This window comes from Pseudomonas sp. KT_2_4, from assembly GCF_041410225.1.
Lineage (GTDB): Bacteria > Pseudomonadota > Gammaproteobacteria > Pseudomonadales > Pseudomonadaceae > Aquipseudomonas > Aquipseudomonas paracarnis.
Window position 1 is genome coordinate 1,758,746 of record NZ_CP166962.1, and the last position, 12,335, is coordinate 1,771,080.

The window sequence follows — 12,335 nt, forward strand, 5'->3', positions numbered from 1 at the left end:
CGTTCAGTGGGCCTTGAGGCAGATATGGCGCAGCGGACGGGACTCGAACCCGCGACCCCCGGCGTGACAGGCCGGTATTCTAACCGACTGAACTACCGCTGCGTATCGCTTGGCTGATTGAGCATGAACCCTCAACCACCTTTAAACATCTGATCGATCAGCCTTGGCTGTTCAATCTCAAGCCCGACAGATCGAACCTGGAAAATATGGCGCAGCGGACGGGACTCGAACCCGCGACCCCCGGCGTGACAGGCCGGTATTCTAACCGACTGAACTACCGCTGCGCGTCGGTGCAACCTTTAACGTTGCGTCTTGCCCTAGGGGCAAAACTCTCAAGAAGTGGTGGGTGATGACGGGATCGAACCGCCGACCCTCTGCTTGTAAGGCAGATGCTCTCCCAGCTGAGCTAATCACCCTTTGCTTCGTTGAGGCCGCGAAATTTACGCAGGTAGCGGACCTAAGTCAATAGCCTGCTTGAAGTTTTTCTGAAAAAGACAAAATAACTTCAAGGCGGCTACCCGCCCTACTCGCTGTAAATCATCTTCTTGCTCATGCCGCCGTCCACCACGAACTCTTGCCCGGTGACGAACCCGGCCTGGCGTGACAACAACCAGGCCACCATCGCCGCCACGTCCTCCACCGTCCCCACCCTGCCCGCCGGATGCTGGGCATGATCGGCGTCGGTGAGCGGCTCTGCACGCCGCGCAGCCGGGTCACGTGCGTCGATCCAGCCAGGGCTGACCGCATTGACCCGCACTTCGGGACCCAGGCTCATGGCCAACGCGTGGGTCAGGGCCAACAGCCCACCTTTGCTGGCCGCATAGGCTTCGGTGTCCGGCTCGGATTGACGCGCCCGGGTCGAGGCCAGGTTGACGATAGCGCCGCCGTGGGCACGCAGGTAAGGCGCGCAGTGCTTGGCCAACAGCATCGGCCCGCTGAGGTTGACCGCCAGCACCCGATTCCAATACGTCAGATCGAGGCTTTCCAGGGTGATATTGCGCGGGTCGGCCACCGCCGCATTGCACACCAACGCATCCAGGCGCCCGAACTGCCCCAGCACCTCGGCGACACCCTGGGCCACTTGCTTCTCGTCGGCCACGTCCATGGTGATAAACCAGGCATTGTCGCCCAGCACCTTGGACACCTTGGCACCGCGCTCGCGGTCCAGGTCGGTCAGTACCACCTGCCAACCTTCACTGATCAGCCACGCGGCAATCCCGAGGCCAATGCCCCGCGCCGCGCCCGTCACCAGCGCCACGCGCCCGTTACTGGCCGCCGCAGCCTCCATGGACCACTCGATCACAAGGCCGCCAGCCCGCGGGCCAGGTCTGCCTGCAAGTCAGCAACATCTTCCAGGCCCACCGCGATGCGAATCAGGCTGTCCCGGATGCCGGCCGCTTCACGCTCCTGCGGCGCCAGGCGCCCGTGGGAGGTGGTGCTCGGGTGGGTGATGGTGGTCTTGCTGTCACCCAGGTTGGCGGTAATGGAGATCAAGCGCGTCGCGTCGATGAAGCGCCAGGCGCCGTCTTTGCCGCCCTTCACTTCAAAACTCACCACCGCCCCGAAACCACGCTGCTGGCGCTGGGCCAAGGCGTGTTGCGGGTGGCTCTTGAGGCCGGCGTAATGCACTTTCTCGATACCGTCCTGCTGCTCCAGCCACTCGGCCAGGGCCTGGGCGTTGGCACAATGGGCTTTCATGCGCAGGCTGAGGGTTTCCAGGCCTTTGAGGAAGATCCAGGCGTTGAACGGGCTGAGGGTCGGGCCGGCGGTGCGCAGGAAGCCCACCACTTCCTTCATCTGCTCGCTGCGACCGGCCACCACGCCGCCCATGCAACGGCCCTGGCCGTCGATAAACTTGGTTGCCGAGTGCACCACGATGTCCGCACCCAGCTTCAGCGGTTGCTGCAAGGCCGGGGTGCAGAAGCAGTTGTCCACCACCAGCATCGCGCCCTTGGCATGGGCGACTTCGGACAGCGCGGCGATGTCCACCAGCTCAGCGAGCGGGTTGGACGGCGATTCGACGAACAACAGCTTGGTATTGGCCTTGATGGCCGCCTCCCAACCGGACAGGTCCGCCAGGGGCACGTAATCGACTTCAATACCGAAACGCTTGAAGTACTTCTCGAACAGGCTGATGGTCGAGCCGAACACGCTGCGCGATACCAGCACATGGTCGCCGGCGCTGCACAGGCTCATCACCACCGCCAGGATGGCCGCCATGCCGGTGGCAGTCGCCACGGCCTGCTCGGCACCTTCCAGGGCCGCAATGCGCTCTTCAAACGCACGCACGGTCGGGTTGGTGTAGCGCGAATACACGTTGCCCGGCACTTCGCCAGCAAACCGCGCAGCGGCGTCGGCGGCAGTACGGAACACGTAGCTGGAGGTGAAGAACATCGGGTCGCCGTGCTCACCTTCCGGGGTACGGTGCTGGCCGGCGCGCACAGCCAGGGTATCGAAAGCTACGCCATCGAGGTCGCTGTCCAACCGACCGGCATCCCATTCCTGACTCATGCTGCGACTCCTTACTCAATGCTTTATTTAAGATACAAAACCGGCCCCTCAGGGCCGGTGTTTACTCAGTTGTTATACAGGTCGATGATCGCGCTGACCGCCTGGGTCTTGATCTTCGACGAGTCGTTGCGCGCTTGCTCGATCTTGTTCAGGTAGGCCTCGTCGACATCGCCGGTGACGTACTTGCCGTCGAACACGGCGCAGTCGAACTGCTCGATCTTGATCTTGCCACCGCCAACCGCTTCGATCAGGTCCGGCAGGTCCTGGTAGATCAGCCAGTCGGCGCCGATCAGGTCGGCCACGTCCTGGGTCGAACGGTTATGCGCGATCAGCTCATGGGCGCTCGGCATGTCGATACCGTACACGTTCGGGTAACGCACCGCAGGCGCAGCGGAACAGAAGTACACGTTCTTCGCCCCGGCTTCGCGGGCCATCTGGATAATCTGCTTGCAAGTGGTGCCGCGCACGATGGAGTCATCCACCAGCATCACGTTCTTGCCGCGGAACTCAAGCTCGATGGCGTTGAGCTTCTGGCGTACCGACTTCTTGCGCGCAGCCTGGCCGGGCATGATGAACGTACGACCGATGTAGCGGTTCTTCACGAAGCCTTCGCGGAATTTGACGCCCAGATGGTTGGCCAGCTCCAGCGCGGCGGTGCGGCTGGTGTCCGGAATCGGGATGACCACATCGATATCGTGCTCGGGACGCTCGCGCAGGATCTTCTCGGCCAGCTTCTCGCCCATGCGCAGACGCGCCTTGTAGACCGAGACGCCGTCGATGATCGAATCCGGACGCGCCAGGTAGACGTGTTCGAAGATGCACGGGGTGAGTTTCGGCGCTACGGCGCACTGGCGGGTGTGCAGCTTGCCGTCTTCGGTGATGTAGACAGCCTCGCCCGGCGCCAGGTCGCGGATCAGGGTGAAGCCCAGCACGTCCAGGGACACGCTTTCGGAGGCGATCATGTACTCGACGCCTTCGTCGGTGTGACGCTGGCCGAATACGATCGGACGAATGCCGTGGGGGTCGCGGAAACCGACGATGCCGTAACCGGTGATCATCGCCACCACCGCATAACCACCGACGCAACGGTTGTGCACGTCGATCACGGCGGCGAACACGTCTTCTTCGGTCGGCTGCAGCTTGCCGCGCTGGGCCAGCTCGTGGGCGAACACGTTGAGCAACACTTCCGAATCGGAGCTGGTGTTGACGTGGCGCAGGTCAGATTCGTAGATCTCCTTGGCCAGTTGTTCAACGTTGGTCAGGTTACCGTTGTGCGCCAAAGTGATGCCGTAAGGCGAGTTGACGTAGAAAGGTTGAGCTTCGGCCGAGGTCGAGCTACCGGCAGTCGGGTAGCGCACATGGCCAATGCCCATGTGCCCGACGAGGCGCTGCATGTGACGCTGATGGAACACGTCACGCACCAGGCCATTGTCCTTGCGCAGGAATAACCGGCCGTCGTGGCTGGTCACAATACCGGCAGCGTCCTGGCCGCGGTGCTGGAGGACGGTTAGCGCGTCATACAGCGCCTGATTGACGTTCGACTTACCGACGATACCGACGATGCCACACATGCGACGCAACCCCTACTTAATGAATCTTGACTGAACACAGCTTACTGAGGCGTTTTGGCCGGTAAGAGGTGTTCCTTGAACGGAAGATCAGCGGGTACGCTGATTCCGCTGGCCAGCCACTGACTGCTCCACCCCAGAATGAGGTTCTTGGACCAGTCTGCAACCAATAGAAATTTTGGCACGAGTACCGACTCCTGCCACCACGAATCCTGCTGTACCGGCCCCAGGCTCAACAGCCCGACCGCCACGACCACCAGCAGCGCGCCACGCGCAGCCCCGAAGGCCATGCCGAGAAATCGATCGGTCCCTTCGATGCCGGTGACACGTATCAACTCGCCAATAAGATAATTGACCATTGCCCCCACCAACAGCGTGGCGATGAACATGATGGCGCAGCCCGCGATGACGCGAGCCGAAGGTGTCTCTATGTACCCGGCCAGGTAGACCGACAGTGAACCACCGAACATCCAGGCTACGACTCCTGCAATGATCCAGGTCAGCAACGACAGTGCTTCTTTTACGAAGCCGCGGCTCAGACTGATCAAAGCGGAGATGGCGACGATTGCAACGATCGCCCAATCAACCCAGGTAAATGGCACAGTGCAGCCTACGTACGGATAAGGCGGCGCATTTTAGCAGAGCGCCGGGCTATCGGTAAGCGGTGATTGCGGCTGCTTTGCAAATCAATAGATTGGGCGGTGTGAACGCCATTTCAAGCCCACCATAAATCAATGTGGGAGCTGGCTTGCCTGCGATGAGGGCGGCACATTCGACATCGTTGTCGATTGAACCACCGCCATCGCAGGCAAGCCAGCTCCCACATTTAGAGCATATTGTCCGTTCAGCCGCGCTCGGGCTGGAAACGCACCACAAACCCGTTGAGGTTCTGCTGACGACCCAGCAAATCGCGCAGGCGATCTGCCTCGGCACGCTCGATCAGCGGCCCCACGAACACACGGTTCTTGCCATCGGCACTGCGGATATAGGCGTTATATCCCTGGGCACGCAGCTTTTTCTGCAAGGCATCGGCGCTTTCGCGATTGGCCAGGCTGGCGAGCTGGATCGACCAACTGATCGGCAAGCCATTAGGGTCGATGCGGCTCTGACCCACATCCGGCTTACCCGGTGCAGCAGGCTGCGGCGCCACAGGCTTGGGCGCTGGCGCCGGTGCAGCCGGTTTGGCGGCGACAGCCGGGGCTGGCGTCGGCTTGACCACCGGCACACTTGGCTGCACCGGCATCGAAGGGGCCTGCGAAGGTGCCTGTTGGGTGACGACCTCCTCCTCGACGGGCACAGGTTCTTCCGGCAACACCTGAGGCTCAGGCACAACTACCGGTTCGACTTGAACCTGGGGCACCACCGGCGCCTGGGGCGCAGCGGGAGCTTCAACCACCACCTGGCGCTGTTCGTCCTGGCGGGAAAACAGCATCGGCAGAAAGATTACCGCCAACGCCACCAGCACCAGGGCCCCGACCATTCGCTGCTTGTATGCGCTATCCAGTAATGCCATGTGCAGCTTCCTCCGTGGAGCGCCGGGCCAGCCATTCAAGCGCCTCGGCAACACAATAAAATGATCCGAACAACAGGATTTCGTCTTCGGCCGCAGCCAGCGCACACTGCGCCTCAAGGGCGGCAGTGATGCTTGCATACGACGTCACGGGCGCGCCAAGGTTCTGCAAGGCAGTTTCCAGCTCAACCGCAGGACGGCTGCGCGGCGTATCCAGCGGCGCAACGGCCCAAGACTGTACGCTGCCAAACAACGGCGCTATTACGCCATCAAGATCCTTGTCGGCCAGCAACCCGAACACCGCCAGGCGGCGGCCGGCCGGTGGTGTGCGCGCCAGGCGCTGAGCCAGATAGTGAGCCGCATGGGGGTTATGCCCGACATCCAGCAACAGGTTCAGGCGCTTGCCTTGCCAGTCCAGCACCCGGCGATCCAGGCGCCCCACCACCTTCGTCGCTCGCAGGGTTGCGCCGATCTGCTTGGCATCCCACGGCAGATCCAGCAGCAAATAGGCTTGCAGCGCGAGTGCGGCGTTTTCCATCGGCAGGTTCAGCAACGGCAAATCGAGCAGCTCTACCACCTTGCCACGGGCATCACGCCCACGCCATTGCCAGTGGGTCGCACCGATGTCGAGATTGAATTCACGACCTCGCAGGTAGAACGGGCAATCCAGCTCGCGCACCTTGTCCAGCAAAGGTTGCGGCGGATCCAGGTCGCCACAGAGCGCGGGCCTGCTCTGGCGGAAGATCCCGGCCTTTTCATAGGCCACAGACTCGCGGGTATTGCCTAGATAGTCGGCGTGATCAACACCGATGCTGGTGACCAGCGCCAGGTCCGCATCCACCACGTTGACCGTATCCAGGCGCCCGCCGAGGCCGACTTCCAGCACGACCACATCCAGCTGCGCACGCTCGAACAGCCAGAACGCCGCCAGGGTGCCCATTTCGAAATAGGTCAGGGAAGTCTCGCCACGCCCGGCCTCCAGGGCCGCGAAGGCTTCGCACAGTTGGGCATCAGTGGCTTCTACGCCATTGAGCTGCACCCGCTCGTTGTAGCGCAGCAGGTGCGGCGAGCTGTACACGCCGACTTTGAGGCCCTGGGCCTGCAACAGCGCGGCGACAAAGGCACAGGTAGAGCCCTTGCCGTTGGTGCCGGTCACCGTGATCACACGCGGTGCCGGCTGACCCAACCCGAGGCGGGCCGCTACCTGTTGCGAGCGCTCCAGGCCCATGTCGATGGCGGACGGATGCAACTGCTCAAGGTAGGCGAGCCATTCGCCCAGGGTACGTTGGGTCATAGGTTTGCAGGCACCGGCGGCACGACGATCGGCTCGACTTTAGGCGCGACGTACACAGGCGTCGGCAGGCCCATCATTTGCGCCAGCAGGCTGCCCAGGCGCGGGCGCAACTCGCCACGCGGGATGATCAGGTCGATTGCACCGTGCTCCAGCAGGAACTCGCTGCGCTGGAAGCCTTCCGGCAGTTTCTCCCGCACGGTCTGCTCGATCACGCGTGGGCCGGCAAAGCCGATCAGGGCTTTAGGCTCGCCAACGATCACATCGCCCAACATTGCCAGGCTGGCGGACACGCCGCCGTAGACCGGGTCGGTCAATACGGAGATGAACGGAATGCCTTCTTCACGCAGACGCGCCAGTACCGCCGAGGTCTTGGCCATTTGCATCAGGGAAATCAGGGCTTCCTGCATACGCGCACCACCGGAGGCGGCGAAGCAGATCATCGGGCAACGGTTTTCCAGGGCATAGTTGGCAGCGCGAACAAAGCGCTCACCGACGATGGCACCCATGGAACCGCCCATGAAGGAGAATTCGAAGGCCGAAACCACCACCGGCATGCCCAGCAGCTTGCCGCTGACCGAAATCAGCGCGTCTTTCTCGCCGGTCTGCTTCTGCGCGCCGACCAGACGGTCCTTGTACTTCTTGCTGTCGCGGAACTTGAGACGGTCAACCGGCTCAAGGTCGGCGCCTAGCTCATTACGGCCGTCGGCATCCAGGAAGATGTCGATACGGGCGCGGGCGCCAATACGCATGTGGTGGTTGCACTTGGGGCAAACGTCCAGGGTCTTTTCCAGCTCCGGGCGATACAGTACCGCGTCGCAGGATGGGCATTTGTGCCACAGACCTTCAGGAACCGAGCTTTTCTTCACCTCGGAACGCATGATCGAAGGGATCAGTTTGTCTACTAACCAGTTGCTCATGCTTTCTTTTCTCCAGTACCGGTGGCTTGAACACAGCCCCGCGTATGCCCTTGAGCTAAATTCATATGTGGCGATGACACAGGCGGGACGGGGTCAGACGTTGGACCTGCCATTTCCCGCCCGTATCCTCAGCCTTCCAGACAACCTGCCAGCGCAGGGTTGCCACTTCGTTTCCGGGCCACCCACAGGCGGCGCCGGGCTGTTTTACACAGTGGTAGTTATGGACGGCGGCAGACTGCCAGCCGTCACATCCCACCCCTGCTGTTGCGCACGGCCTGCATGAACGCGCGAATCTTGCTCGGGTCCTTGATCCCCTTGCCCTGCTCCACCCCACCGCTGACGTCGACGGCATACGGCCGAACCTGTTCGATGGCCGCCTGGACGTTCTCTGAGGTGAGCCCACCCGCGAGAATAACCGGCTTGCTCAACCCCTCGGGAATCAGCGACCAGTCGAACGCCTCGCCCGTACCACCGGGTACGCCTTCGACGTAGGTGTCCAGCAGAATCCCGCGAGCGCCGGCATACGCGGCGCAGGCTGCGGCAATATCGTCCCCGGCCTTGACCCGCAACGCCTTGATGTACGGGCGCTGATAGCTTTCGCATTCCTCTGGCGATTCGTCGCCGTGGAACTGCAACATATCCAGCGCCACCGCATCCAGGGTCTCGTTGAGCTCGCAGCGGCTGGCGTTGACAAACAACCCCACGGTGGTCACGAAGGGCGGCAACGCAGCGATAATCGCCCGCGCCTGCAGCACATTTACCGCCCGTGGGCTCTTGGCATAAAACACCAGGCCAATGGCATCCGCCCCCGCTTCGACTGCCGCCAGCGCGTCTTCTATGCGGGTAATCCCGCAAATCTTGCTGCGAACGGCTGACATGTCGTAGGAACCTCAGGGTTGGTCCGAGAAAGTCCCGGATGGTAACAAAAGCTTTTCCGGGCGTCAGCCGCCAAGTTCGCTGAAACCGGTGAGGAAGTGCGGCCCGATAAAGCGTTCCGGCAGTTCGAACTCGTCGCGGTACTCCACATCCACCAGATACAGGCCGAACGGATGCGCCGTGACCCCGCCCGTGCGGCGGATGCGGCTTTCCAGCACTTCCTTGGCCCACTCCACCGGGCGTTCACCGGTGCCGATGGTCATCAGCACCCCAGCGATATTGCGCACCATATGATGCAGAAAGGCCCCGGCACGGATATCCAGCACGATCATCTTGCCGTGGCGCGTCACCCGCAGGTGGTGGACTTCCTTGATCGGCGACTTGGCCTGGCACTGCCCGGCACGGAAGGCGCTGAAGTCATGCACCCCCACCAGATGCTGCGCGGCTTCGGCCATACGCTCGGCATCCAGCGGGCGGTGGTTCCAGGTGATTTCTTCATTGAGGTGCGCCGGGCGGATCTGATCGTTGTAGATCACGTAGCGGTAACGCCGGGCGATGGCCTTGAAACGGGCGTGAAAATGCGCGGGCATGACCTTGGCCCAGCTGACACTGACATCATGGGGCAAATTGATATTGGCCCCCATCACCCACGCCTTCATCGACCGCTCGGCCTGGGTGTCGAAGTGCACCACTTGGCCACACGCGTGCACGCCGGCATCGGTGCGCCCGGCACACATCAGCGACACCGGCGAGTTGGCGACTTTGGACAGGGCGTTTTCCAGGGTTTCCTGCACCGTCAGCACCCCGGAGGCCTGACGCTGCCAGCCGCGATAGCGCGAGCCTTTGTATTCCACGCCCAGGGCGATGCGGTAAAAGCCTGCGGCCGCCATTTCGGCAGCCGCGTTATCTATATTTGCCAAGAACTGAGAGCCTGATGAGTTGCGCAAAGGCGGGCATTATAGGGCGTCAGGGTGCATAAGAGGGGGCTTTTAATCTGGGGCTTTTGTGGCGAGGGAGCTTGCTCCCGTTCGACAGCGCAGCTGGAGCCCGCTTTTCAGGGGCGCTACGCACCCCAGCGGGAGCAAGCTCCCTCGCCACAACAAGCCCGCTCCCACATTTTTCTGCGTCGGCCGTTAGATTCTGCCGAGCATTTCCTTGGCTTCGCTACGCTGACCCTCGTCGCCTTCGGTCAACACTTCGGACAGGATATCTCGCGCGCCGTCCGCATCGCCCATGTCGATGTAGGCCTGGGCCAAGTCGAGCTTGGTGGCCACTTCATCAGTGCCAGAGAGGAAATCGAACTCTGGCTCATCCTCAGCACCCAGCGCGGCATCTTCAGCCGTGAAGGAAGGCTCGATCGGCGGATGCTCCAGACTCTGTGACAAACGATCCAGTTCAGCGTTGACGTCGTCCAGCTCCGAAGCAAAAGCATCGGGCTTGGCTGCCGGGGCGCTCGGCTCGTCCGCCAGCGAGAGGTCAAAGTCTTCTGGCAGGTCGAATTCGTCCAGCGCGGCCGGCGTCAGGGTCGGCGGCTCAACCGGCGGGATATCCTTGATCTGCCCTTCAAGGCCCGACAGGAAGTCGTCATCGGATTGCGACGTCGGCGGGTCCAGTTGCAGGTCCAGATCGAAGTCCGACAGGTCCGGCGCATCGGCCTTGGGCTCAGTCTGTTGTTTGAGCAGCGATTCAAAGGTTTGCTGGTCTTGCGCGATCTCGGCCGGCGAGGCGGCTTCTAGGTCATCCAGACTCAGGTCGAAATCGGTGTCGAAGGTGTCTGCCTGCGGGGCCGGGGTCGGCTTGTCATCGAGCAGGTCCTTGACGTACTGCGCATCCAGGGCCGCGGCAGCCACTGCGGCACTGACACCCGCCGCCAACACGGCCATGGCCGGGAAACGCGCCTTGAGCTGCTCGACCTGGGCATGGTTCTCACCGTTGGCCACCAACTGGCGCTCCTGGGTGACGAACCCGTCCTTGTTGTTCTGCAGCCCATAGACTTCCATCAGCTTCAAACGCAGGTCGCTGCGCTTGGGCTCGCGCTTGATGGCTTGTTCAAGCACATCCGCCGCCTGGTTCAGATGGCCACGGTCGATATGGGATTGGGCCTGGGCTAGGGCGTCACTGGCGTTTTCCTGAGCCACGGCAACCGCCAACGGCGCCAGCACGGAGGCGACCGTCGGTGCCACTACCGTCTCAACCACCGGCGCCGGCGCGGGCGCAGATGCTGGCGGCGTTGCGGTGGCGAGCTTGACGCTCGGCGGCGGCACTTCAAGGCCCTCGAAGCTGTCAGGCGGCAGGTCTTGATCGATATTGGAAACGAACTCAGGCTCTTCGGCCAACGCCCGTGCCATACGCAGATGTTTCTCTTCTTCGCGGCGAGCATTGCGATGGCGTGCCCACAGCAGCAGAAGCAGCAACACCACCAGCAGGGCCGCACCGCCAAGGATGCCGAGCACAATCGGGTTGGTCAGCAGGTCGTTGAACTTGCCTTCGGTGCTGGCCGGCGCAGCAGCCGGCTTGGCCGGTTCAGGCACTGGCGCTGGTGTTGCAACGGGGGCCGCCGGCTCAGCTGCCGGTTCACCCGGCAACTGCGCGGGCATCGCGGCTGTCTGTGGCTCGCCCGTTTGCGCTTGCAAACGAGCCAATTGGTCATTCTTCAGCTGGATCAGCTTCTGCAGCTTGTCCAACTGGCTTTGCAAGTCGGCGGCACGGCTTTTCAGTTCTTCGTTGTCGCGCCGCGTGGTGTCGAGCTCTTCCTGGGTCATTGCCAGCTTGTCGCTCAGGGCGCGGCTGTCACCGACGGTGCCCTTCGCGCCTTTCTTGGCAGCTTCGGCCGACACCAGGCTCAGGTTATCCTTGGCCTGGGTACTCGACGGCGCATTGCCGGCCTGGGTGCGTTTGGTCGCGTCCAACTGCGGCTTGCCGGCCACTTGGCTCTGAGGGCCACGGCGGCCCTGGCGCCAGGCGGCGTTCTGCGCGCTCACTTCGGCAATCGCTTGCGGCTGCGCCAGCGCTGTACTTTGCGTGGTATCTGGCAGGCGCAGGACCTGGCCGGTTTTCAGGCGGTTGATATTGCCGTCGACAAAGGCATCCGGGTTAAGCGCCTGGATGGCCAGCATCGTTTGCTGGACCGAGGCGCCATTGCGGTTCTTTGCGGCAATTTCCCACAAGGTGTCGCGGGACGTGGTGGTGTGCTGGGCAGGCGTGCTGGCGGCTGGCGCGGTGCTGGCCGGCGCGCTCGCTGTCGGCGCTGGCTGATCGAACTTGGCCGGGTCGAGCAGTACGCTGTAGTCACGCATCAAACGGCCATTGGGCCATTGCACCTGCATGAGAAAGCGCACATAGGAATCGGGCAGAGGCTTGCTGGAGGTCACGCGCACCACACTGCGCCCCTCGGGGTTGATCACCGGGGTGAACGTCAGGTCATCGAGAAACGCCTGGCGGTCGACACCCGCATCCACGAAGGCCTGGGCCGACGCCAGGCTAGGGGTGATCTCGGACGCCGTAAGGCCGCCCACATCGCGCAATTCGATTTCCACCGACAGCGGCTGGTTCAACTTCGACTTGAGGGTCATCTCCCCAAGTTGCAGCGCCTGCGCCATACCGGAGGACAGCGCCGAGGCGGCCGCTATTGCTAACACCAGTTTGCGAACTTGAACCAT

At 62.5% G+C, this 12,335-nt stretch carries 10 protein-coding genes and 3 tRNA genes; all 13 read right to left on the reverse strand.

Features of this window, described 5'->3' with window-relative positions; translation table 11 throughout:
• Positions 1-25: 25 nt before the first annotated feature.
• Positions 26-102 (reverse strand) — tRNA-Asp (locus AB9N64_RS07990).
• Between the two features lie 105 nt (positions 103-207).
• Positions 208-284: transfer RNA gene (locus AB9N64_RS07995), tRNA-Asp, on the reverse strand.
• Between the two features lie 56 nt (positions 285-340).
• A tRNA-Val gene (locus AB9N64_RS08000) sits at positions 341-416 on the reverse strand.
• 107 nt (positions 417-523) lie between these two features.
• The gene (locus tag AB9N64_RS08005; protein ID WP_014719149.1) at positions 524-1,288 is read right to left on the reverse strand and encodes an SDR family oxidoreductase; all 765 of its coding nucleotides are present in this window, start codon (positions 1,286-1,288) and stop codon (positions 524-526) included.
• 11 nt (positions 1,289-1,299) lie between these two features.
• Positions 1,300-2,511, reverse strand: a complete 1,212-nt coding sequence (locus tag AB9N64_RS08010) for an O-succinylhomoserine sulfhydrylase (protein WP_014719150.1) — start codon at positions 2,509-2,511, stop codon at positions 1,300-1,302.
• Between the two features lie 65 nt (positions 2,512-2,576).
• Positions 2,577-4,082, reverse strand: a complete 1,506-nt coding sequence (purF, locus tag AB9N64_RS08015) for an amidophosphoribosyltransferase (protein ID WP_003192537.1) — start codon at positions 4,080-4,082, stop codon at positions 2,577-2,579.
• A 41-nt stretch (positions 4,083-4,123) separates the two neighbouring features.
• Positions 4,124-4,681, reverse strand: a complete 558-nt coding sequence (locus AB9N64_RS08020) for a CvpA family protein (protein ID WP_014719151.1) — start codon at positions 4,679-4,681, stop codon at positions 4,124-4,126.
• Between the two features lie 242 nt (positions 4,682-4,923).
• Positions 4,924-5,592, reverse strand: coding sequence for an SPOR domain-containing protein (locus AB9N64_RS08025; protein WP_014719152.1), 669 nt, complete (start codon positions 5,590-5,592; stop codon positions 4,924-4,926).
• Positions 5,576-6,883 carry a bifunctional tetrahydrofolate synthase/dihydrofolate synthase gene (gene folC, locus AB9N64_RS08030; protein ID WP_019820868.1) on the reverse strand — a complete coding sequence of 436 codons (1,308 nt, stop codon included), beginning with the start codon at positions 6,881-6,883 and terminating at the stop codon, positions 5,576-5,578. The genes AB9N64_RS08025 and folC overlap by 17 nt, the downstream gene beginning before the upstream one ends.
• On the reverse strand, positions 6,880-7,800 hold the full coding sequence (gene accD / locus AB9N64_RS08035; RefSeq protein ID WP_014719154.1) for an acetyl-CoA carboxylase, carboxyltransferase subunit beta: 921 nt from the start codon (positions 7,798-7,800) through the stop codon (positions 6,880-6,882). The genes folC and accD overlap by 4 nt, the downstream gene beginning before the upstream one ends.
• 245 nt (positions 7,801-8,045) lie before the next feature.
• Entirely contained in the window at positions 8,046-8,678 is a 633-nt protein-coding gene (locus AB9N64_RS08040) for a phosphoribosylanthranilate isomerase (protein WP_014719155.1), read from the reverse strand.
• Positions 8,679-8,741: 63 nt separating this feature from the next.
• Complete coding sequence (gene truA, locus AB9N64_RS08045; RefSeq protein WP_003192549.1) at positions 8,742-9,566, reverse strand: tRNA pseudouridine(38-40) synthase TruA; 825 nt, start codon at positions 9,564-9,566, stop codon at positions 8,742-8,744.
• A 243-nt stretch (positions 9,567-9,809) separates the two neighbouring features.
• The gene (locus AB9N64_RS08050) at positions 9,810-12,335 is read right to left on the reverse strand and encodes a FimV/HubP family polar landmark protein (protein WP_371360153.1); all 2,526 of its coding nucleotides are present in this window, start codon (positions 12,333-12,335) and stop codon (positions 9,810-9,812) included.